Below are 22,202 nucleotides of genomic sequence, written 5' to 3' on the forward strand. Positions count from 1 at the left end.
CTGGGTCGGCTACCGCTTGTTCTTCTGGATCTTCGCGACGTCGAACACGCTGGTCGTGCCCGAGACCTCGTTGCCGACGACGACCAGCGGACGACCGGTGGGCGAGTCGTCCTCCGCGACGAAGGTCAGGCCCTCCGGGCCGAGGTCACCCGCGGCCGCGAGGTCGCTGGAGCCGCTCACGGCGAAGTTGCGGTTGTTGGCGTACGTGACGAGCTGCGGCTTCGCCGGGTCCGAGACGTCGTACGCGACCACGCCACCGATGCGCTCCAGACCGACGAAGACGTAGGTACGCCCACCGACCTTCCCGATCGTGACGCCCTCGGGCTCGGGACCCTTGTCGTCGCTGCGGTTGTCGAAGGCCGAGGTGCCGTGGTCGGAGTTGAAGAAGGCCGGCACTGCGGCCAGCGTGAGCCGCTCGAGCTCGTCACCGCTCGACGACACGAGCCGGCCGTCGGTGGTGAAGACCGAGATGCTGCGACCACCGAAGCCGTAGAGCGTCTCGTAGCAGGTGCCGGCGGCATTGAGGCCGTTGGCCTTGGTGATCTTGAGGCGGCTCAGGCCGGAGAAGCCGGCGCCGGCCCCGACGCTGTCGCAGGCGGGCTTGATGCCGTTCTTGCCCAGGTCGCTGACCCGGATCTCCTCGGAGTATCCGTCCCAGTCGCGGGTGTCGCCCTCGTCGGCGGTGACCAGGTAGGTGCGGCCCTTGACCTGGTAGGCGGCGATCGCGTCGGGCTGCCGGAACGTCCGGAGGTTGGCGTAGGTGCGGATGTTCGCGCCGTCGCGGTCGCTCGCGTCGAGCGGCACGACCGAGCGGTCCACCGTGCCGACCGACCAGACGTCGGTCACCGTGGCCGACCGGAGGTCGACGACGGCGACGCCGTTGGACTCCTGGAGCGTGACGTAGGCCGTCCTCGACTGCTGGTCGACGGCGACGTACTCCGGCTCGATGGTCTCCGAGACGGGGAAGGCGGGGGTGCCGGTGCCGGCGTCGGCGCGGCCTCCGTGGACGCGGATGCCCTGGGGGAGTCCGGCGCCCTCGAAGGCGTGGAACCCGGCCGAGCGGACCGCCGACTGCGCGGGGGACGAGACCGAGTCGGGCAGCGACACGACCGACACGGTGCCCTCGGGGTCGACCGAGTAGTCCTCGGCCGGCTCGCCCTCGTTGGCGACCACGGCGCGGGTGCCGTCGGGGGTGATGGTGACCATGTCGGGCAGGGCCCCGACCCGGACCGCGCCGAGCGCCGCACCGGTGCCGGCGGCGTCGAAGAAGACCAGCCAACCGTCGTCGGTCTTGTCCTCGGCCTCGACGGCGACGACACCGAGGCCGTCCTCGCGGACGGCCACCGAGTTGGCGACGGCGCCGGCGTCGACGGTCGACCCGTCAGCAGCGGCGACCCCCGTGGTCTGCAGGTCGAAGAGCTTGGTGGGCGCGGCCGGGTCCGCCGCGTCGAGCACCTCCACCTTGGCCTGCGCCGCGTTGACGACCAGGAGACGCTGGGCGGCGGCGAAGTGCTCGACGATCTCGGCGGCGGACTCGTCGAACACGCCCGTCTCGTAGGTGCCTACGGGGTCGAGGCGCAGCGCCGCGCCCGGCGCGGAGTACTGGACCGGCTCCGCGACGAGTCCGGCGCTGGCGGCGCCGAGCGGCAGCACGGCGCTCACGGCGAGGGCGGTGGTCAGGACGGCGAGGCGTCGGGGACGCGGCATCGATGGCATGGGCCGGACGGTAGGGAGGCTCGGTGACCTCGGGACGACCCCGTGGTGAACGGGCAGGTCACGCCGCGTGAGGAACGGGTGCGTCGACGACGGCCACGACCAGGTCCGGGTTGTCGCTGACGATCCCGTCGACTCCCGCGTCGAGGAAGGCGCGCGCCTCGGCGGCGATGTCACCCGGAGCGTTGGGGTCGGACCCGATGCGGAAGTTGGTCGCCATGAACTGGTTCTCCCGGCGCAACGTCCACACGTGCACGATCAGGCCCTCCGCGTGCGCGTCCCGGACGACCGCGCTGGGCACGGTCGTGGCGCCACCGGTGCGCGGGAGGACGCGGTCCTTGTTCACGCCCACTCCGTCGGCGTAGGTGGCGATCTCCGCGAGACCGGCCGGGGTGAGCAGGTCGGTGTAGGTGCGCGGGTCGCCGGCGGCGACGAGGTCGTACGGCGCCCCGCTGCCGTCGATGAGCTGGGCGATCGGGACGTCGATCAAGGTGTCGAGCTCGCGCAGGTTGCCGGTCTCGAAGGACTGGATGATGACCGGGTCGTCGGCGTCGGCCCAGTGCCGCTTCTCGAGCGCGGCCACGAGCGGCTCCTCGAGGGAGAGCCCGATGGAGTCGAAGTAGGTCGGGTGCTTGGTCTCGGGGTAGATGCCGACGCCCTCGCGGCGGGCGAGCTTGATGACCTCGTCGAGGGTCGGGATCCGCTCCTGGCCGTCGTACGCCGTGTTGTCCGGTCGCACCTGCGGCAGCCGCTCCTTCGCGCGGAGGGTGCGCAGCTCCTTGTAGGTGAAGTCCTCGGTGAACCAGCCGGTCACCGGTCGTCCGTCGATCACCTTGGTGGTCCTGCGACCGGCGAACTCGGGGTGGTCGGCGACGTCCGTGGTCCCACCGATCTCGTTCTCGTGCCGCGCCACGAGGACGCCGTCCTTGGTCGACACCAGGTCGGGCTCGATGTAGTCCGCGCCTTGCTCGATGGCGAGCTCGTAGGCCGCCAGCGTGTGCTCGGGCCGGTAGCCGGAGGCCCCGCGGTGGCCGATGACGACCGGGTCGACGAGCGACGGCTCGACTGCGGGAGTGGCGGCAGCCGAAGTGGTGGGGATCGTGACGAGGGCCGTCGCGGCGAGGACGCCGGCAAGGGCCAGGGAGGTCCGAGAGGTCATGCCCATGAGCCAATCGGTCCGGTGCGGCTCCGGCAGGTCCACCAGGTGAACGAGCCGTGACGGGTCAGGGACGAACCGGGTGGGTCCGCCCCGTCAGCCGAAGCGGCCGTTGACGTAGTCGGACGTGCGCTGGTCCTGCGGGCTGGTGAACATCGCCTCGGTGTCGCCGTGCTCGACGATGACGCCGGGCGTGCCCTGCGAGGCGAGGAAGAAGGCGCAGGTGTCCGACACGCGCGCGGCCTGCTGCATGTTGTGCGTGACGATCACGATGGTGACCTGCTCGGCCAGGTCCTTCATCGTCTCCTCGATCACCCGGGTCGACGTCGGGTCGAGCGCCGAGCAGGGCTCGTCCATCAGCAGCACCCGCGGCTTGATCGCCAGCGACCGTGCGATGCAGAGGCGCTGCTGCTGGCCACCCGACAGACCACCGCCGGGGCTGTCGAGGCGGTCCTTGACCTCGTTCCAGAGGCCGCCGCGCACGAGGCACTCCTCGACGAGCACCTCCTTGTCGGCCTTGGCCATGCGCGTCCCGGTCAGGCGCAGCCCGGCGATGACGTTCTCCCGGATCGACATCGCGGGGAACGGGTTCGGCTTCTGGAAGACCATGCCGATCGCCCGGCGGGCATCGGTGAGCTTGCGCTGCGGGTCGTAGATGTCCTCGCCGTCCAGCAGGACCTCACCGGCGAGCGCCGCGGACGGCACCAGCTCGTGCATCCGGTTGAGGATCCGCAGGAAGGTGGACTTGCCGCAGCCCGACGGCCCGATCAGTGCCGTGATGCCGGAGGCGGGCATGGTGAGCGAGACCCGGTCGAGGACCTGGTGGCTGCCGAACCACGCGGTGATGTCGCGCGCCTCGAGGGTGGCGGGGCCGGCCGGGGGCGGCGCGCCCTCGGAGGGGGGCACGGCGGGAGGCAACGTGGCGGTCTGGGTCATCGTGGGTCCTGTCATGAGGGTGGAGGCGGGCGGCCGTCAGCTGCCGCCCGCCTCCCGTTCGTGGGGCTGGGTCAGCCCTTGATGGTGATGGTGAACTTCAGCTTGGACGCGGCGAACGCAGCGTCACCGGCGTACGACGCGACGAGCTTGTTCCTGCCCTTCGCCAGCTTCTTCAGCGTGATCGTGACGACGCCGTTCTTGACGGTGCCCTTGCCGACGGTCTTGGTGCCGCGCTTCACGACGACCTTGCCGGTGGCGGCGCCCGCCGCGGACTCGGTCACCTTGACCTTGCCCTTCACGGTCGCACCCTTGGCGTAGGACGTCTTGTAGGTCTCCTTGAGCACGGTCTTCGCCTTGACGACCACCGGCGGGGCCGGGGTCGATGCAGCCACGGTGACAGCGGTGGCCGACGACTGCGACGGGAGGAAGACCGAGTTGGTGCTCGGGGTGTACTTGGCCACGACCGTGTGCCCGCCTGCCGAGAGGCCGGTGAGGGCCTTGGTGGCCTTCCCGCCCGTGAGCGGGACCGGCGTGCCGGTCGGGGTGGCGGCGCCGTCGAGGAAGAACGAGACGAGGCCGTTGGCGACCGAGCTGCCGGAGGCGACCGTCGCCGTCACGGTGAGTGCACCGGCTGCGGCGGAGGTGCCCGCGACAGTGGTGGTGGTCGCGATCTGCTGGGTCGCGAGGTTCGTGGTGGGGTCCTGGGTGGGGACGCCACACACGCCGCCCTGGGTCTTGGGCAGCAGCTGCTCGAAGCCGGCGGCGGTGATCAGCGGCTTGGCTGCGGCCGAGCAGATGAAGCCACTGTCGCCGAAGATCGCGAGGATCTCGGGCTTGGCGACGTCAGACTGGCGCACGACGTTGTAGAGCGCGCGGTCTGCCAGGAAGCCGCCCTCGATGCGCAGCGGCGAGCCGTTCACGGCGTTGCGGCCGATGGAGAAGGGCGCCACCGCGTTCGGGTCGTTCTGGATCTGCGAGGGGTCGTGCTCCTGGACCTCGCTCACGGTGCCGGCGAGGGCCACGGGGTTGCCGTTGTTGGCAGCCTGCAGCTGGGCGACGAAGAACGAGCGGGTGCCCGATCCGCTCTGCGGGATCTTCGGGGCGATCACACCCGGAGCGCCGCCGAGCTGGCTCCAGTTGGTCACCGCACCGGAGTAGATCTGCACCATCTGGGCGGGAGAGATCGCCGCCGGAGCGTTGCTGGTCTGGGCGGTGGCGAGCGCCAACGAGTCCTTCGCGAACGGGAACGCCTGCAGCCCCGCCTGCTTCTCGGCGGCGTTGAGCGGTGAGGACGAGCGAGCGAAGTCGATGTCGGTGTTGCCCGCGTTGTTGGTGCCGCCGTAGAGCGTCGTCTTGCCCGCGCCCGAGCCGTTGGGACGGGTGGCGGAGCCGCTCGGCAGCGGGATGGTCGAGGTGCCGGTGGCGTTCCAGCTGACGAGCTTGTTGGCCGGGTTGGACGCGTTCCAGCCCGGGACGCCGTTGTTGCCGTCGGCGAGGTAGTTGAGGGCGAACTCGGAGGTGTCCGAGCCGACGCCGATCACGTCGGAGGAAGCCGGCGAGTACCCGGCCGGCGGGTCAGCCAGGGCCGGAGCCGCGACAGCCAGCGACGCAGTCACGACGGCTGCGGTGCTGACACCGGCAAAGAGCCTGCGAACAGACATGTTGTGTTCCTTCTGTGTGTGGTGCTGGTTGGGTGATGGCGTTACATGAGGTTGGGCAGCAGGCGCATGACCACGTCGGTCGTGAGCCAGGCAACGGCGAGCACGACCGGGGTCGCGACCACCCACACCAGGGCGGCTCCGAACCGCTGCCGGGCGGCGATGACCCCGAAGGTCAGCGCCAGGAGCAGCCCCAGGCACAGCGTCAGCAGCGGCATCGCCGCTCCGGACTCCGTTCCCATCGCTTGCTCCGGATCTGGGACCGCGCGGGGGAGTCCCGCTGGGGTGTCGAACGCCTCGTCGGCCTCCGCGTCGACGTACACGACCCCTCCGGGCGACAGCGAGGGGATCTTTCCGCCGGTGGCCTCACCGCTCACGAGGACCAGCCGGGCGGCGCCCTCCGGCCTCGGCTGGGGCAGTGGGTCGCCTGCGCGTCGTACGCCGATCACTCGGAAGCGTTTCGTGCCCTGGGCGGTCGTGACGTTGACCTGGTCGCCCTCGACCAGCTCGCCGAGCCTGGCGAACGGTGCGCCGTAGGTGCGGGCGCGGCCGAAGACCGCCGACGTGCCGAGCTGGCCGGGGAGGACGGTGTCGCGCAGGTGGCCGGGGCCGGTGAGCAGGTCACCCGAAGCGGTGCCCTCGACGACGACCTGGTCGACCCCGATGTGGGGGATCGACAACGTCGCGACCGGTTCTCCGAGCGGCGTGACCGGCCCGATCGGCGCGGTGGCGGCGGCGAGCTCGCCGCGGAACTCCTGGTAGAGCGCGTCCTGGCTCCGGTCCTGGGCCAGCCCGCCGAGGTAGAGCATCTGCGCGGCCATCCAGCCGGCGACCAGGCACAGCATGAGCGAGGTCGTCGAGACGACCGACCAGCCGTCGTCGTTCACGACGACCTCCTGCGGATGCGGCGCAGCCGGCCGATGTTGGCCGCGATCGCGCCCGCGACGACGAGGAGCAGCAGGAAGGGCAGCAGCCGCTGGGCCACGGGCGAGGACACCGCGGCCGTGGGAGGCATCGAGACGACGTCCGGTGTGCCGTCGTCCTCGTCCTTGCCGGTTCCCTTTCCGGCTCCCTTGCCGGTTCCTTTGCCGTCGCCGTCGCCGGTGCCGGTCGGGTCGGTCGGGGTGTCGGGTCCGACCTGCGTCACGCTGCCGGGGCCGAGGGCCTGACCCGAACCGGTACCACCGGTGCCGGTTCCGCCGGTGCCGTCAGTACTCGGGTCGCCCGCGCCCCCGGAGCCCTGGTCGGTGGCCGTCACGCCCTTCTGCTCCGCGAATGCCGTGGCGACGGCCTGCGCCTGCTTCCAGAGCGGCGCGGTCACGCCGGTCCTGCGCAGGGGAAGGTAGCCCGGAGGCAGCTCGCCGTTGCCGTAGCCGGCCCGCTGGCCCTCGGACGTCGAGACCCGGACGAACTCCGCGACCTTGGCCGCGTCCCCCGCAGGGAGGTTCGCCGTCCGGGCCGCCGTGTAGACGATCATCGTGCCCGGGTAGCCACCGGCCTTGAGCACCTTGCGCATGTCGAGCGTGAACGGCTCCTCGCCGGACTTCGACGGCGTGGCGGTACGCACGGCCCGCGTCATCGCGTCCGCGGTGGGGCCGGCGTAGGTGTCGCCGGACGTGAGCAGCCGCGCCTGCTGCAGGCCGAGCCGCTCGGCATCGCCGGTGCTGACGAGCCCGAGCATGAACCGGGCGCCGACTCCCTGGCGGTCGACGCGTCCGATCTTCCAGGGGTCCGAGCTCGTCGCGCGGTCGCACTTGGTCTGCACGTTGGGCCAGGCGTCGAGGACCGCCTCGGCGATCTTGCGCAATGAGGTCACCGGTGCCGCGAGCTGGGTGAAGTACGGCGCCGGGTTCTGCTGGTAGCACTCGAGGTTGGACGGCGCGACGAAGTCGTCGAGGAGCGGCCACTCCGCCGTGGGCAGCGCGATCTTCTTGTAGCTGGGGTTGACCTTCATGCCCCACGGGTCGGCCTTGCCGTTCACGAAGTCCATCGCCGCCTTGTCCTGGGCGATGTAGGACGTGAGGGTCGTCATCACGTCGCTGGACTCCGACAGCGACAGCAGCGTGGCGCCGGCCTCCCGCGCGACCGTGTCGAGACCCGGGTTGAGCCGCTGGAACTCCGGGTCGAGGTTCATCGAGACCGGGTTGTCGCCCATGCCGGGGTGGCTGCGACCGCGCTCGCTGCCGAGGTAGGACTGGGTGAGCAGCTTGGCCAGCAGCCGCGGCGTGAGCCGGAGGTCGCTCACCTCCCCCGCGTTGTCGGGACGGTCGACGATGTAGGCGATCGAGAAGCCGGTCACCGCCGTGGGTGCGTAGGCGACCGGATCGGCACCCTTCGTCTCGTGTGCGCTCGAGACGAACGCGGCTGCTCCGCCTCCGTTCTCAGCCAGGTTGAACCCGGCGTCGTCCGACATCTTGTTGTGCTGGAACTTGAAGCGCTTCTTGTCCAGGCAGTACGCCGGTGACCACTGCAGCGAGGCCTGGGCCATCAGCTCGGAGCCGTAGAAACCCGTGGGCGGTCGCGAGTCCAGCACGTCGCAGGCGTCCGGCGGCAGGCCGAACGTCAGCGGGATCGAGAAGCGGTTGCGCCAGTTCGAGGCGGACCACCACAGCTGCGGGGACACGGTGAGGTCGACGCCCTCGTTGGCATAGTTGCTGGCCCCCGAGGCGAACCGCCCGGCCTTCGAGCACTCGCCGTCGTCGGTGGCACACGAGAGGCCGATGATGGGGATGACCACCACCGAGCACGCCACCTTGTCCGAGCAGCCGAGCGACTCGTTCTCGATGTTGGTCCGCACCTCGAACTTCACCGACCCGTTGCCCTCGGCGTCGGAGAAGGCAGCCATCTCGGCGGGCGGGAAGGCGGCGCCGACGGCCGCCTCGGGCGCCATCGTCTCGGCGGTGCACGACGGGTAGACGGTGCCGTTGGCCGCCCGGAACGCGGTCACGTGGGTGGAGAAGGTCGGCGGGTCGTTGCACTCCGCCGGCGCGGGCACGAGCCCGCTCTTGGGTGCGCGGTCGACGTCCGAGGCGTAGGCGTCCTTGGTCCACACTGCTTGCGACTCGTCCATCGACTGGCTGCGCTGGATGCGCGACGACGTCCAGCACGTCTCCGGCGCGAGCTGCTGGTCGAGGGGCAGGCTGGGGTCGTCGAGACCACGGCACTGCATGATCACGACCGGGTACTCCTGCAGCATCCCCAGCTCGCCGAAGGGGCTGGCCGCGCGCCCGCCCGACGGGTGCGCCCCGGTCCAGCTGATCTCGATGCGCTCGCGGCCCCGAAGCTCGGTGGTGCGGTTGGCGGTCACCGTGACGTCGCGGGAGTCGATCTCGATCGGCTGCCCGTCGAACATGATCGAGCGCGTGAGGTGCTTGGTCTGGCTGTACGCCGGCGTCGAGGCCTCGTCGGCGGCGGCGCTGGCGGTGCCACCGACACCGGCTGCCGCCGGCAGCGCGAGGGCGAGGGCGGTGAGTGCGAGCGCGAGCTGACGGCGCCTCATTGGCCCGCACCCCGACGTCGTACGCCCCGGGCGAGGAGCAGTCCCGGCACCAGGACCAGCGCGAGCAGCTCCAGCGCGGCGAGCGCACCGAAGGCGCGGCCGTCGCCCGGCCGGCTCGCGGAGAGCTCGGTGGGCGTGGCGTAGATCGGGTCGGTGGTGCTGCCGCCTGCCGCGGCATCGGCCGCTACGGCACCGTCGGCCGCCACGGTCTCCCCGGTGACCGGGTCCACCTCGGTCGTGGCCGGATCAGCGCCACCACCGCCATCGGCTCCGTCGGCACCGCCGGTGGGGGATGCGCCGCCGCCCTTGCCGCCGCCCTTGCCGTTGGCGGCGACGGTGGTCCCGCCGTCACCGGTGGTCGCGGGCTGGTCCTCGTCCGTGGACGGCTGACCGGTGCCGGTCGCCGTACCGCACGGGCCCTCGCCGTCCTTGTCGCAGGCCGCTGGCTGCGGAGCGATCTGCGCCAGCTTGTTCTGCTTGAGGTTGCCCGCCACGAAGGTCGGGTTGTTGCACTTGGTCGCGTCGCGGTTCTCGACGTCCACGGCCGGGTCGGCGGTCTTGAGCCTCGCCAGCTGCGTGAACCCGGCCTGCACGAGGTTGAGCGGGAGGGGCGAGTAGCCGTACGCACCGGCCTTGGCCTGGCCCTCGCAGAGCGAGTAGAACATGAAGTCGCCGAGCGTCTGGCGCTTGGCCGTCGTCATCCGCTGGTCCTGGGCACCGGTCGGAATGATCATGTAGCTGTACGACGACAGCGGGTAGGCCCGCGGGTCGGTGGCGTTGTAGACACCGTCGAGGATCTGCGTGAGGTACATCGGCGAGGACGTGTCCTCGTTGATCCGCGCCTGGGTCAGCGCGACGGCGACGTTGTACTGCGTCGGCTCGACGTAGTAGCCGCCCTTGTTGAGGACCTTGACGACCGGGTAGTCCTTGTTGAGCGGGTACGCGTACTCGACGTAGCCGATCGTGCCGTTGCCGGCGAAGCCGGAGATCGTGTTCATCACCTGGTCGGAGCCCGACTGGGCGAGCATCCGGCCCTTGCGCGGGAAGTACGACGTGTAGCCGCTCTTGCCGAAGTAGGGGCGCCAGATGTCGGGGTACTGCTTGTCCATCCACGTCGTCAGCTGGGCGGTCGTGCCCGAGCCGTCGGAGCGGACGACCGGGGTGATCGCGAGCTTGGGGAAGGCGCGACCGTTGTTGTCCTGGGTGATCTGCGGGTCCGACCAGTCGGTGATCTGGCCGGTGAAGATCTTCGTCAGCGTCTCGCCCGACAGGCGCAGGTTGCGAACCAGCTCGTTGCCGATCTTCAGCTGGTAGGTAAAGGCGGTGCCGCCCGCGACGATCGGGAGGTAGGCGAACTCGCGGCCGTTGCTGTTGTCGGCGTTGCCGAACTCGTCGACGCCCGGGTAGGGGATCTCGGAGATGCCGAAGTCGGTGACGTTCTGCGCGAAGTTCTTGCGGCCCTGGGACGACCCACCGCCGTTGTAGGTGACCTTCATGCCGAGCGCGTCGACGTCGGAGATCCACTGCTGGACGATCACCTCCGACCACGTGGAGCCGGAGCCCTCGATCTGCGCGTACGCCGTACGGGCTGAGGCGTTGCCGAAGCCGTCGTCGGCGCTGGCGGCCGCGCCGAGCCCGGTCAGTGAGAGGAGGACCGCGCCCACGAGCACGGCGGCGAGTCGGAGCGGGCGGTTCATCGAGAGCTCCTCGAGTGGGGCGGACGGGCGACGAGGCGGGCGATCACGAACAGCACGAGCACCAGGACGAGGAGCACCGTCGCGGCGGCGAAGGCGCGCTCGATGTCCATCGGCTCGGGGCTGCGGGCGCCCTTGAAGATGAAGAGCGGCAGCGAGTTCATGACGCCGTCGGTGGGGTTGGTGACGAAGAACGTCGCGACACCGGAGGTGAGCAGGACCGGCGAGGTCTCTCCCACGCCGCGGGCGACGCCGAGGATCAGCGCGGTCGCGAGGCCCGGGCGCGCGGTCGGCAGGACGACGTGCCAGACCGTGCGCCACCGGCTCGCCCCGAGGGCGAGGCTCGCCTCGCGCAGCCCGCCCGGGACGACCCGCAGCACCACGTCGGCGGCGCGGGCGATGATCGGCAGCATCATCACCGAGAGCGCCATCGCCGCTGCGAAGCCCGAGCGGGGGAAGCCGAGCGCCACGATCAGGACCGTGTAGACGAACAGACCGGCCACGATCGACGGGAGCGCGGTCATCGCCTCGACGATCGTGCGTACGACGACCGCAAAGCGCCCGCCCACCTCGGTCATGAAGACCGCGGTGCCGATGCCGAGGGGCAGGGTGACGGCAATGGCGATGCCGAGTTCGATCGCCGAGCCCACGATCGCGTGGCCGATGCCGCCGCGGTCGAACGGGTCGCGCGGACCGACGCCCGCCATGTCGTCGACGAAGAAGTTGAGGTGGAGCAGCGGCTCCCAGCCCCGGTAGACCACGAAGACGACGGTGCTGACCAGGGCGGCGCCGACCACCAGGGCACCGGAGGTGACGACGCCCGCGACGACGCGGTCGACCACGTCGACCCGGCGTCCGGACATCGAGGTCGTGACCGCGCTCATCAGCAGGCCGAGGACGAACCAGACGACCAGGAGCCAGGCCGGCCCACCGAGCGGAAGGATCCGCTGGGTGACGAGCCAGGCCAGCGCGAAGGCGCTCACCCAGGAACCGACGGTGGCGAAGCGCTCCTCGGCGGTCGGCTTGCCGAGGCCCGGGCGGGGCGCCGGCGGCGCGGCGTCGAGGTCACGGGTGGGCAGGTGGGTCGTGGCGCGCGGACGGGCCACGACGGGCTCCGCCTCGTGCGTACGTCCGTCGACGCGGGTCGTGGGCACGCGAGTCGTCGTCATGCCTCGGTCCCCGCTCCGGAGCGGCTGCGCGCGACGATCATCGCGGCGAGCGTGTTGACGACGAGGGTGATGAGGAACAGCACGAAGCCCGCCGTGAGCAGCGCCGAGAGCTGGGCGGCGCTGGCGTCGCCGAAACGGCCGGCGATCAGGGCGCTGACAGAGCTCGTGCCCACCTCGAGGATGCGCGGCTTGATGACGAAGTCGGGCGAGATGATCAGCAGCACGGCGATCGTCTCGCCGAGCGCGCGACCGAGGCCGAGCATCGTGCCGCCGATGATGCCGCCGCGGCCGAAGGGCAGCACGACGGAGCGGATCATGCCCCAGCGGGTGGCGCCGAGCGCGAGCGCGGCCTCCTTCTCACCGGGGGGCGTCTGCGAGAAGACCTGGCGCATCACCGCGCACGACATCGGCAGCACCATCATCGCCACCGCGATGCCGGCGCAGAACGCGCTGCCGATGTAGCGCGACTGGTCCCACACGGCGGCGTTCGGGTCGGCGTCGACGTCGAAGAGGGGGATCCAGCCGAGGTGCTGGTGCAGCCACAGGCTGAACGCCGCGGCGTGGGGCATGACGAGGAAGTAGCCCCACATCCCGTAGATGATCGAGGGGACGGCGGCCATCAGGTCCACGAGCGAGACCAGCGTCGCCTTGATGCCGGCAGGCGCGTACTCGCTGATGTAGAGCGCGGTCAGCAGGGCCAGCGGGAAGGCGAAGGTCATCGCGACGCCGGCCACCGACACCGTGCCGACCAGGACCGCGCCGATGCCCAGGACGTCGGCCTCGGGCTGCCACGCGCTCTCGGTGAAGAAGCTCCAGCCGTAGCGCTGCAGGGTGGGCACGGACTGCCAGGCGAGGAAGGCGCCGATGCCACCGGTGATGACCAGGACGGTCGCGCCGACGGTGCGCGCGCCGACCTCGAACACGCGGTCGGCGCCGGTGGCGCGACGGGCCAGGCGGCGCGGGGACGGCTGGCCCGGGGGCAGGACTGTGTCCTGGGCGGGGAGTGTGGTCACGACTGACTTTCGAAACGGGCCCGAGAGATGTGCTGACGGTTGCCATCCCCGACGAGCCCGAGTGCCCTCTGTGTCGGTCGTGACGACGCAGATCATTGGGGTCGTTGTCGAACGCCGACGCCGTCGCAGGTGAACGTCGGACCAACGCTCAACCGTCGTCGGTCGAACAGATCTGTCTGGACCAGCGGCCGTTCCGGACGCCTCGGGGGCTGGCTTGTTCACCTTCGGTCCGTACTGTCCCGGCCGTGACCGATGACGCCTTCCTCGCCGACGCCCGTGAGCTCGTCAGGACCGGCCTGGGTCGCCGCGCGCGCGAGCACTCCGGCGTCTCGCTGGAGGAGATGGCAGCCGCGGTCGGCGTCTCGGTCGTCGAGCTGATGGCGTGGGAGCTCGGGGAGCGTGAACCGCGCGGGGATGCGGCCCGCGACTACGTGCGCGTGCTGCGGGGACTGTCGAACCGTCCGTGACGCCGACGGCAACCGGCCCGCGTCCGTGATGGACGCGGGCCGGCCGTCGACCTGGGGTTAGTCGGTGTCCGACCCCGGCAGGGCCGCTCCGGGGACCTCGTCAGGGAGGTACACCTTCGGATCGCCCGGGTAGGGCACGTCGTAGTGGTGGACGTCGTACCACGTGTAGCGGTTCATCAGCTCCGGGTTGGCGTAGTCCGCGCGGGCCCGCCTGCCACTGAGGTGCTGCTTGTCCTTCCACTTCTCCCAGGCGACCGTGTAGGAGACGGCCTCCGGAGCGGTCCGGGGTGCGGTGATCCCGCTCGCGGGGGTGTCGAGCCCGCACGCCGGCGCTGTCGCGATGTTCTCGGTGAGCGAGATCTTGTTCTTCCGGACCGAGTACGGCGTGAGGTCCGGCTTCTTCTGGAACGCGTCGAACATCGGCGTCGCGGCGGCGAGCTTCTGGTTCAGCGGCTCCGCGCCCAGGATCTGCTGGATGGTGCGGACCATGTTGATCTGCGTGTAGTAGCGCGACACCGTCGTGCCGTGGACGGCCCACGGACTGATCACCTGCACGGGCGCGCGGTGGCCGTCGACGTGATCGGCACCGTTCTGGCTGTCGTCCTCGACGACGAAGATGGCCGAGTCCTTCCACCACTTGCTGTGCGAGATCGTGTCGACCACCCGGCCGACCGCGAGGTCACCGCTTGCAACGTTGGACCGCGCCGAGACCGGCCCACCCGTGTGGTCGTCCGACATCCAGATCATCTGGAAGTCCTGCGGGCCGTTGGCGAGGAAGTCCTGCTTCCAGATCGCCGCGCGGTAGAGGTCGGGGATCGACATGTCGAACGGCGGGGAGAGCGGATGGGTGATCTCGTTGAGCGACGGGATGACGGAGCCGTAGTTGCCGCGCAGCTCGGGCGTCGTCAGGAGGGCCGGGTCACCGCCCTGCTCCTCGACGCTCTTCGTCGCGCAGTAGTACTGCTGCCACGTCCCGGACGGCTTGCCCTCGGTGTAGATGAACTCGCCGTAGTTGCGTGCCGTTGCGCCGGCGGCCTGCACCGAGGTCCAGAGGAAGCCCGAGCGCTGGTGGCCGAGCACGTCCTCCTCGGTGTCGTACGACCGCTCGTACTCTCCTGCGCTGGACTCGGTGTACTCCGGGTTGTCGCCCTGCATGAGCCAGTTGTGGCCCTCGGCGGAGTTGGTGCCGACGTCGTAGGTGTTGTCGTAGAGGCCGAACTGGCGGGCAAGTGCGTGCAGGTTCGGCGTGACGGTCTCGCCGAACTGCGCGAGGGACGGGTCGCCGTTGCCCTCGGGCATGTCGCCGTGGACCTGGTCGTAGGTGCGGTTCTCCTTCACGATCATGAAGACGTGCTTGATCGTGGACGGGTCCCCGATGCGCTTCGGGACCGGCACCGCCTTCGCCCTCTTGCCTGTCGCGTGCTTGGTGTCGGTGTCGGCGGGGCCCCAGCCGTTCTGGCTGAAGACCTGCGGCGTCAGGGTTTCGCGGACCTCGACGTCCGACGGCAGGGTGAATCGCGTGAGCGACGCCGTCGTCCCGTGGGTGCCGTGACCGGTGGCCGGCGTGGTGCCAGTGCCCTGGTTGAAGGTGATGAGCGGACCGCGGGCGTCGATGCCGCGCCTGTTCGCGACCACGACCTTGTCGCCCACCGGGAAGACGCCCTCGGGGTAGTAGTCGGTGGGCACGAGGCCGACGTAGCTCACCGGGTCGAGGGGGGTGGCTCCGAGCCGGTAGACGGCCACCGCGTTGGCGCGACCCAGGCTGACCAGCAGCCGGCCGTCCTGGACGGCGACGGCATCCGGCGCGTAGCCGACCTCGGAGCCCTGCCACGGCGTCGTCGAGATGGTCTGCACCACCTGGTCGGTGGCGGTGTCGATGACCGACACCGTGTCGTCGTTGGTGTTGGCGACGTAGACGACGCCGTCCTGCACGTGCATCGCCGTCGGGTGCAGCCCGACCGGGACCTCGGTCACCGGCACGTCCGCGGCGCTCGTGTCGATCACGCTGACAGTGCCGGTGGTCGACGTCCCGAGCACCGGGTCGGCCGGCACCGCCGTGCCGTAGGAGTCCTGCGTGTCGTCACCCGAGGTGGCCCGCCGGCCACCCTCGTTGGCGACGTAGAGCGTCGAGCCGACCAGGGCGAGGCTGCGCGGCGCGATCCCGACCGGCCACGTCTGCTTCACCGCACCCGTGGTCGGGTCGAGCGCGACGACGGTGTTCTGGCCGTTGAGGCCGGCATAGAGCGTCGAACCGTCGGGGGAGAAGGCGAGGCCGGAGGTGAGGGCGTTGGCGCCGCCGACCGTAGGCAGCACGAAGCGGGTCGGCGCCGCGAGGCTGCCGTCCGGGTTGACGGCGAAGCGGGTGAGCCCTGTGCGGTTCGGCATCCAGAAGGTGGTGCCGTCCGGGGAGTAGGCCGGGCTCTCCTGCCCGACCGTGTTGTCACTCAGGCGCAGGTTCACGCCCGCGGCCGTGCCGGCCCGCCACACGAGCGAGTAGGTCGAGAGGTCGAAGACCTGCAGCGAGACCGAGCGATCGTTGGAGGTCGCCGCCAGGAATCGGCCGTCCGGGCTCACCGTGGTCCCCATGAACTTGCCGTACGGAGTCGTCAGCCGCTCTCCGAGCGGCTTGAGCACCTGGTCCGAGGAGATCTGCAGGCCATCGGCGTGCTCGGTGCCGACCTGGTGATCGGCGAAGCGGACGGTCGCGGCGTAGGCGACACCGCCGGTGACGGCGATCGTGAGGGCGCCTGCGGCGGCGGCGAGCGCTCGTCCGCGCGGTATCAGGCGTCGTGGTCTCACGACGCGGTTGCGGGTGACGTTCATCAGGGTCCTTCCGAGAGGTGGGATGGAGCGTTACGGGTACGTGCGGGGAGGGTCGGGAGTGCGCTGCGCGAGCAGGTCGAGGGAGCCGTCGAACTGCCAGAGCGGGTTGGGTGCGTCGCCCGTGGGCGTGCGGACCTGGAAGAAGCCGTTGACCTCCTTCGGTCCGTCGCCGTCGGCGACGTACTTCCCGTCGGCGAGGACGTCGAGCTGGTAGATCGCGGACCCTGTCGCGCTCGAGCCCGGCAGGGTCCACGTCACGACGCAGCGCCAGTCGGAGCCCGGACCGGTGTCCTCGACCCGGTCGCCGCCCTTGTCGCAGCTGGCTGTCGCCTCCAGCTGGTCCACCGTCACCGCCGGTCGCGACAGCTGATCGGTCTGCAGCACGTAGAGATGGGAGAACGACGTCGCCAGGCCGGCCTCGACCTTGGTGCGCTCGATGCCTGACCCCGTCGCGCCCGTCGCCGACAGGACGCCGGTCGTCAGGACGGACAGGACGAGCAGCGGGACGAGCCCGCCGAGGACGAGGCGGCGGCCCGAACCGTCGTGGGCCAGGTCGGTGAAGTCGCGCCGGACGAAGATGCGGAAGGCGAGGTATGTCGCGAGGACGGTCCACGACAGCCCGACGACCAGGCCCACCCACACCGGCCCGGCCTGGACGGGCTCGGTGAGCAGCCCCCGGTAGGCGAGGAACCCGTTCACCGGGAGGGCGAGCCGGACCGCCACGGGCACCGGCAGCAGCGCCACCCCCTGCAGCACGAGCGCCAGGACCACGGGCAGGAGCAGGCCGAGGGGCGACCGGCCCAGTGCGACCGAGCCGAGCAGCCCCACGGCCCCGAACGCCAGCGTCGCCGGCACCACGGTGAGCCAGGCGAGGAGCACGGTCCGGGCCAGCTCGCCGGACTGGAGGAGGTGTCCGTCGATACCCGGGACGGCGTGACTGCCGACGGAGAGGAGCCCGCCGGCGACCGACGAGGCGACGATCGCGGCGAGCAGTGCGGCGATGACGGTGAGTGCCGCGAGGGCCTTGGCGACGAACACGACGCGTGCCGAGCGCACGGCGACCATCAGCTGGCGCCACGTGCCGAGACGGTCCTCGACGGCGAACACGTCGCCTGCGACGAGGGCGGTGAGGAGCGGCAGGACGAGCGTGCCCATGAACGCGAGCACCGCGAGGGAGCCCGCCCACCCGGACTGTCCCATCCACCGGCCGTAGAGCGCGTCGGCGGGAAGAGACGTCTGGCGGCTCACGACTGCTGTGTAGAGGGCCGGAGCCGCGAGGCAGGCGAGGAGGACCAGCCGGAGGCGCCACTGCGAGAGCAGCTTGACCAGCTCGAACCGGTAGACCCGGCCGAGCGGCGCCGCTGTCGTCCGGCTCTGGGGGGTCGCGGCGGTCCGGAACGCGGTCGTCATGCGGACACCTGCCGGAGGTCGGACGGCGAGCCGGTCAGCGCGAGGAAGGCCGCCTCGAGCGGTGGTACGACAGGCCCGAGCTCGCGGACCGCCGTGCCCGAGGCGACCAGACGGCCGACGAGCTCGTCGACGGCGTGCTCCGGGCCGCGGACGACCAGCGCGCGGTCGTCGTACCGGGCGTTGGCGGGGTCAGCCTCGACCCACAGCCCAGGGACGAGGGACGCGAGCCGTCGCGTGGCCGCCGGGTCGGTGGTCACCAGCCGGTAGTCGAGGTCGCCGCTCTCGGACGCAAGCTTGGAGAGGGGGCCGGTGAACACGACCCTGCCGGCGGTCAGCAGGGTGACCTCGTCACACAGCGCAGCGAGGTCGTCCATGCGGTGGCTCGAGAGCACGACGGTCACGCCGTCCGCCGCGAGGTCGCAGAGGATCGCGTGCATCTGGCGCTTGCCGGCTGGGTCGAGGCCGTTGGCCGGCTCGTCCACCACGAGCAGCTGCGGCTCCCCGATCAGCGCGGCGGCCAGGCCCAGCCGCTGTCTCATGCCGAGCGAGAAGCCGCGAACCGGGTCGTCTGCCACGTCGGCGAGGCCGACACGGTCGAGCAGTGCGTCCACCGTGCCCGCCTCGGCTAGACCCGGACGCAGCGACGAGATGCTGGACAGGTTCTGGCGCGCCGTGAGCGAGGGGTAGAGGCCGGGCCCGTCGACGAACCCGGTCGCCGATCCCGCTGCCTGCTCGACGGATGCGCCGAGCACCTCGAGCGTGCCGGAGGTGGGACGCGACAACCCCAGCAGCAGTCCGAGGAGCGTCGTCTTGCCCGCGCCGTTGGGACCGACGAGGCCGTGGATGCTGCCCGTCGACAGGTCGAGGTCCACGCCGTCCAGCGCGATCACGTCGCCGAACGTCTTGGTGAGGCTTCGCGCGCGGACGGCAGTCGCTGGCATGACGTACCTCATCCCGAGTCCGAGGTCGGCGCCGCCCGAGTGCGGCTCCGCCCGACGAACGTAGGAGCCGCGGGTGCACTGCGAACCGCGCGCAAGCGAACGTCACGCGAACGGCGGGCGAGGCGCGAGCGTCACGGCGGCGCCGTTCACTCCTCCTGCTCATGTCGACCGGTCCAGACCACCGCCAGAGATGCGGCGCGCGATGTCCTGACGGGCTGCCCTTGCTTCGTGATGATGGTGAGGACGGCAACGGGTCGTCCTCGAGCACCACCATCCGCACACCCCGACCCCAGGAGCCCGACATGCCCCAGTACGCAGCGATCATCTACTCCACCGACTCCGACTGGACCGCGCCCGAGCACGCCGACGAGATGGCGGAGTACGGCGCCTTCTCGGAGGCGGCCGCCGCCATCATCCGCGGCGGCGCCGCCCTGTTCCCCACCTCGACCGCGACCACCGTGCGTACGGACCGCAAGGGCGGCGACGTCGTCGTGTCCGACGGCCCCTACGCGGAGACGAAGGAGGTGCTGACCGGCTTCTTCCTCCTCGAGTGCGACGACCTGGACCACGCCATCGCGGTGGCCGCCACCATCCCGGGTGCATGGAACGGCGCCGTCGAGGTGCGCCCCGTCATCCCCCGCGAGATGGACTGACCACACCGGTGCACCCGTCCGACGGCCCGGATCCCGCACCACGTGCTGCCCTCGCAGACCTGGTGCGGGAGTCGGGCCGCGACGTGCTGGCGAGCCTGACCCGGCAGGTCGGTGACCTCGGCCTGGCCCAGGACGCCGTGCAGGACGCCGTCGTCCGCGCGCTCGAGACGTGGCCACGCGACGGCGTACCGCCGAACCCGACCGCGTGGCTCCGACTAACCGCGCGCCGACGCGCCATCGACCTCATCCGCCGCGAGCGGAGCCGCAGCGCACGGGAGGAGCGAGCCGTGACCAGCTCCCCCGAGCTACGCCCCGGGTGGACCGCCGAGATCGAGCCGAGCGTGCTCGACGACGACCTGCTCCGTCTCCTGTTCACCTGCTGCCACCCCAGCCTGGCGCCACCGAGCAGGGTCGCGCTGGCGCTGCGCACGCTCTGCGGGCTCACCGAGGCCGAGGTCGCGCGAGCCCTGCTCAGCACGCCTGACGCGACGGCGAAGAGGCTCGTCCGGGCGAGGCAGAAGATCAAGGCGGCGCACATCCCCTACGAGGTGCCCGCCGACCACGAGCTCCCGCAGCGGTGGGACGGGGTGCTCTCGACGGTCTACCTCACGTTCAACGAGGGCTACGCGGCCACCGCGGGCGCCGAGCTCACGCGTCCCCCGCTGCTGGTGGAGGCCGTGCGGCTGGGCCGGCTCCTCGTCCGGGTGCAACCCGACGACGCGGGCGCTCTGGGACTCCTCGCGCTGATGCTGCTCCAGGACTCGCGGCGCGCCGCCCGCGTCGACGAGACGGGCCGCCCGGTGCTGATGGCCGACCAGGACCGCGGGCTGTGGGACCGCGATGCGATCCGCGAGGGCGTCGAGGTCCTGGGCGAGGCGCTCCGCAGGTCCGGCGACGTCCCCCACCGCTTCGTGGTCCAGGCGGCCATCAGCGCGTGCCACGCCCTGGCGCCCACGTGGCCCGAGACCGACTGGGCCGCGATCGTCTCGTGGTACGACGTGCTCCAGCGGATCGACCCGTCACCGGTGGTGGCGCTCAACCGTGCCGTCGCAGTGGGCGAGCTCGACGGTCCCGACGCGGCCCTCAAGCTCCTCGACGCCATCACCGGCCTCGACACCTACGCGCTCCTCCACGCCTCCCGCGCCGTCCAGCTGCGGCGGCTCGGCCGGATCGACGAGGCGCGCACGGCCGACGAGCGTGCCGCCCGGCTGCCCCTCAACGAGCCGACCAGGTCGCTCCTCGTCGGCTGACGCAGGGACGCACCCAGGGTCTCGTGTCCGGGACACCACGGGATCCCGCTGACCGCTGATCGGGCGCCCGGACCTATACGAGCGTGCGCAGCGTGCCGAAACCGCTGCGGTGGAACACCAACGGGTGGGAGTTGTCCTCGGCCTGGTGCACCGCGTGGAGCTGCAGCAGCACGACGACATGGTCGCCGGCCTCCACCTCGCGGTAGATCGTGCAGTCGAAGCTGGCCAGGCCGTCGTCGAGCGTGATCGCGCCCTCCGGTGTCGTGGTGAACTCCAAGGAGTCGAAGCGCTGGTCCACCGGACCCGCGAGTGCGCGGCACACCTCGGCGTGGTGATCGGCCAGGACGGTGACACCCAGGTGGGACGAGCGACGGAGGTCGGGCCAGGTCTTGGACGAGGTGGCGAGGCTGACCGACACCAGCGGCGGGTCGAGGCTCACCGAGGTGAAGGAGCTCGCCGCGAGACCTATCGGGCGCCCGTCGATCTCCGCGGCGAGAGCCACGACGCCGCTCGGAAAGGTGCCGAATGCGTCGCGCAGCAGGCGGGGGTCGAGGTCCTGGTTGGTGGCGAGGCCGGGTGCGGTGGTCATGGTGCTCCGTTCGTGGGGAAGGGATGCGAGGCGAGGACCGTGGTGACCAGCGGACGGGTGGCTGCGAGCCAGTCGGCGTACGCCGTCGGGTCGTCGTGCCGGGCGTCGACCACGTAGAGCGCACGACCGGGCACCGTGCCGCCGATCTCGGTCAGGACCGGGCGCAGCGTCGTCTCGGGTGCGAGTGAGTGGTCCGGGCTGCCGCCCAACATCAGCGGCACGGCGAGACCGGACAGGCCCGTGCCCCCGGCGAAGCGGTCCAGGAACAGCTTGAGCAGCCCCGTGTAGGCGGCCTTGTAGGTGGGGCTGGCGACGACGACGAGGTCGGCGGCCCCGACCTGCTTGACGAGGTCTGCCACGGTCGGGTCCGCCCAGTCGAGGATGGCCGGGCCCAGGGTCGCCAGGTCGACGACGAGGTCGGGCTCCCCACCGCTCAGCTGGGTCGCCACGTAGGTCGCGGCCGCGAGCGTGCGGCTGCCCGGCTTGGGGTTGCCGACGACGACAGCGGTGGTGCTCATCGAACGGCTCCGGCCGGGACCAGCACCGGAGGCAGCTCGGCACCGAGCTTGAGCGACTCGAGGAACAGCACGATCGTCGCGGCCACCGATCGGTGCGACACGTCGTTGAGGATGTCGTGGCGTCCCCCGTCGACCAGCCACACGCGGGCCCCGGGCGCACCGACGTAGGACGAGACCGCGTCGGCGGCGGAGGTGATGCGGTCGGCAGAGCCGTGGATGACGAGGACCGGCTTGTCGGGCGCCGCCAGCTCGAGGCTCGTCCACGGGAGCGGCTGCTCGAGCGCTTCCCGGTCGAGCAGGAGGTCGCCGTCGAGGACCGAGCGGTGGACCGGACACGCGGTCCGCGCCTCGACCTGGTCCTCCCAGGTGCCGTCGGCTGTGGAGCCCGGGAGCGCGACGCCCGCGATCACGGCCGCGTCGGCGGCCACCTCCCCCACGAGGACGGCGGCCAGCGTTGCTCCGCTGTCCGCGCCGACGAGGACCTTGGGTGAGGGCAGCGACTCGTCGGCCAGCAGCTTCTCGACCCGCTCGCGCGTGGCGGTGAGGTCGTCGAGGTCCACGGGGACCACGCGCACCTTGTAGGCGTCGGCGGACAGGCGCGCGCCGAAGCGGGCGTACGACGCATCGGTCTCCCCGCGTCCTGGCAGGACGACGAGCGTGCCCCGGGGTGTGGCGCCGGTGGGTTCGTCCCAGGCGGTGACGGTCATGGTCGT

18 protein-coding genes are annotated in these 22,202 nt (G+C 71.3%); 3 read left to right on the forward strand and 15 right to left on the reverse strand.

Translation table 11 applies throughout. From position 1 onward, the window contains the following. Positions 1 to 9: 9 nt before the first annotated feature. From L2K70_RS09820 to pstC, 9 genes are all read right to left on the reverse strand, one after another. The gene (locus L2K70_RS09820; RefSeq protein ID WP_236401658.1) at positions 10 to 1,716 is read right to left on the reverse strand and encodes a choice-of-anchor I family protein; all 1,707 of its coding nucleotides are present in this window, start codon (positions 1,714 to 1,716) and stop codon (positions 10 to 12) included. Between the two features lie 58 nt (positions 1,717 to 1,774). Further along, positions 1,775 to 2,872, reverse strand: coding sequence for a glycerophosphodiester phosphodiesterase (locus L2K70_RS09825; RefSeq protein ID WP_236401659.1), 1,098 nt, complete (start codon positions 2,870 to 2,872; stop codon positions 1,775 to 1,777). Between the two features lie 93 nt (positions 2,873 to 2,965). After that, entirely contained in the window at positions 2,966 to 3,820 is an 855-nt protein-coding gene (locus L2K70_RS09830) for a phosphate ABC transporter ATP-binding protein (protein WP_236401660.1), read from the reverse strand. Positions 3,821 to 3,876: 56 nt separating this feature from the next. Continuing rightward, positions 3,877 to 5,466 carry an Ig-like domain repeat protein gene (locus tag L2K70_RS09835; protein WP_236401661.1) on the reverse strand — a complete coding sequence of 530 codons (1,590 nt, stop codon included), beginning with the start codon at positions 5,464 to 5,466 and terminating at the stop codon, positions 3,877 to 3,879. A 41-nt stretch (positions 5,467 to 5,507) separates the two neighbouring features. Then, positions 5,508 to 6,350, reverse strand: a complete 843-nt coding sequence (locus tag L2K70_RS09840; RefSeq protein WP_236401662.1) for a sortase — start codon at positions 6,348 to 6,350, stop codon at positions 5,508 to 5,510. Then, positions 6,347 to 8,962, reverse strand: coding sequence for a hypothetical protein (locus L2K70_RS09845; protein WP_236401663.1), 2,616 nt, complete (start codon positions 8,960 to 8,962; stop codon positions 6,347 to 6,349). Before L2K70_RS09845 ends, L2K70_RS09840 begins: the two co-directional genes overlap by 4 nt. Further along, positions 8,959 to 10,659, reverse strand: a complete 1,701-nt coding sequence (locus L2K70_RS09850; RefSeq protein WP_236401664.1) for a substrate-binding domain-containing protein — start codon at positions 10,657 to 10,659, stop codon at positions 8,959 to 8,961. Before L2K70_RS09850 ends, L2K70_RS09845 begins: the two co-directional genes overlap by 4 nt. Next, positions 10,656 to 11,825: a phosphate ABC transporter permease PstA gene (pstA, locus tag L2K70_RS09855; protein WP_236401665.1), complete on the reverse strand. Its 1,170-nt coding sequence runs from the start codon at positions 11,823 to 11,825 to the stop codon at positions 10,656 to 10,658. The genes L2K70_RS09850 and pstA overlap by 4 nt, the downstream gene beginning before the upstream one ends. Then, on the reverse strand, positions 11,822 to 12,838 hold the full coding sequence (gene pstC, locus L2K70_RS09860; RefSeq protein WP_236401666.1) for a phosphate ABC transporter permease subunit PstC: 1,017 nt from the start codon (positions 12,836 to 12,838) through the stop codon (positions 11,822 to 11,824). Before pstC ends, pstA begins: the two co-directional genes overlap by 4 nt. Positions 12,839 to 13,083: 245 nt before the next feature. Between pstC and L2K70_RS21650 the strand changes: the two genes are divergently transcribed. Beyond that, positions 13,084 to 13,305: a helix-turn-helix domain-containing protein gene (locus tag L2K70_RS21650; RefSeq protein WP_236401667.1), complete on the forward strand. Its 222-nt coding sequence runs from the start codon at positions 13,084 to 13,086 to the stop codon at positions 13,303 to 13,305. Between the two features lie 57 nt (positions 13,306 to 13,362). Here the strand turns inward: L2K70_RS21650 and L2K70_RS09870 are convergent, their stop codons facing one another. Genes L2K70_RS09870 through L2K70_RS09880 form a run of 3 tightly spaced genes read right to left on the reverse strand, consistent with a single transcriptional unit; the run spans position 13,363 to position 18,479 of the window. Next, positions 13,363 to 16,128 (reverse strand): bifunctional YncE family protein/alkaline phosphatase family protein, encoded by a 2,766-nt coding sequence (locus tag L2K70_RS09870; protein WP_236401668.1) that lies wholly within the window; start codon positions 16,126 to 16,128, stop codon positions 13,363 to 13,365. A 30-nt stretch (positions 16,129 to 16,158) separates the two neighbouring features. Then, entirely contained in the window at positions 16,159 to 17,538 is a 1,380-nt protein-coding gene (locus tag L2K70_RS09875; RefSeq protein ID WP_236401669.1) for an ABC transporter permease, read from the reverse strand. Next, on the reverse strand, positions 17,535 to 18,479 hold the full coding sequence (locus L2K70_RS09880) for an ABC transporter ATP-binding protein (RefSeq protein WP_236401670.1): 945 nt from the start codon (positions 18,477 to 18,479) through the stop codon (positions 17,535 to 17,537). Before L2K70_RS09880 ends, L2K70_RS09875 begins: the two co-directional genes overlap by 4 nt. A gap of 302 nt (positions 18,480 to 18,781) precedes the next feature. Between L2K70_RS09880 and L2K70_RS09885 the strand changes: the two genes are divergently transcribed. Both L2K70_RS09885 and L2K70_RS09890 read left to right on the forward strand, forming a co-directional pair. Further along, positions 18,782 to 19,132, forward strand: coding sequence for a YciI family protein (locus L2K70_RS09885; protein ID WP_236401671.1), 351 nt, complete (start codon positions 18,782 to 18,784; stop codon positions 19,130 to 19,132). A 62-nt stretch (positions 19,133 to 19,194) separates the two neighbouring features. Beyond that, a complete protein-coding gene (locus L2K70_RS09890) occupies positions 19,195 to 20,382 on the forward strand; it encodes an RNA polymerase sigma factor (RefSeq protein WP_236401672.1) in 1,188 nt (395 codons plus the stop codon). A 73-nt stretch (positions 20,383 to 20,455) separates the two neighbouring features. Here L2K70_RS09890 and L2K70_RS09895 read toward each other — a convergent pair whose 3' ends face one another. Genes L2K70_RS09895 through L2K70_RS09905 form a run of 3 tightly spaced genes read right to left on the reverse strand, consistent with a single transcriptional unit; the run spans position 20,456 to position 22,196 of the window. After that, a complete protein-coding gene (locus tag L2K70_RS09895; protein WP_236401673.1) occupies positions 20,456 to 20,971 on the reverse strand; it encodes a flavin reductase family protein in 516 nt (171 codons plus the stop codon). Then, complete coding sequence (locus tag L2K70_RS09900; protein ID WP_236401674.1) at positions 20,968 to 21,489, reverse strand: NADPH-dependent FMN reductase; 522 nt, start codon at positions 21,487 to 21,489, stop codon at positions 20,968 to 20,970. The genes L2K70_RS09895 and L2K70_RS09900 overlap by 4 nt, the downstream gene beginning before the upstream one ends. Continuing rightward, complete coding sequence (locus L2K70_RS09905; protein WP_236401675.1) at positions 21,486 to 22,196, reverse strand: alpha/beta hydrolase; 711 nt, start codon at positions 22,194 to 22,196, stop codon at positions 21,486 to 21,488. Before L2K70_RS09905 ends, L2K70_RS09900 begins: the two co-directional genes overlap by 4 nt. Positions 22,197 to 22,202: the final 6 nt, after the last annotated feature.

It is taken from the genome of Nocardioides potassii (genome assembly GCF_021648885.1).
Classification (GTDB): Bacteria; Actinomycetota; Actinomycetes; order Propionibacteriales; family Nocardioidaceae; genus Nocardioides; species Nocardioides potassii.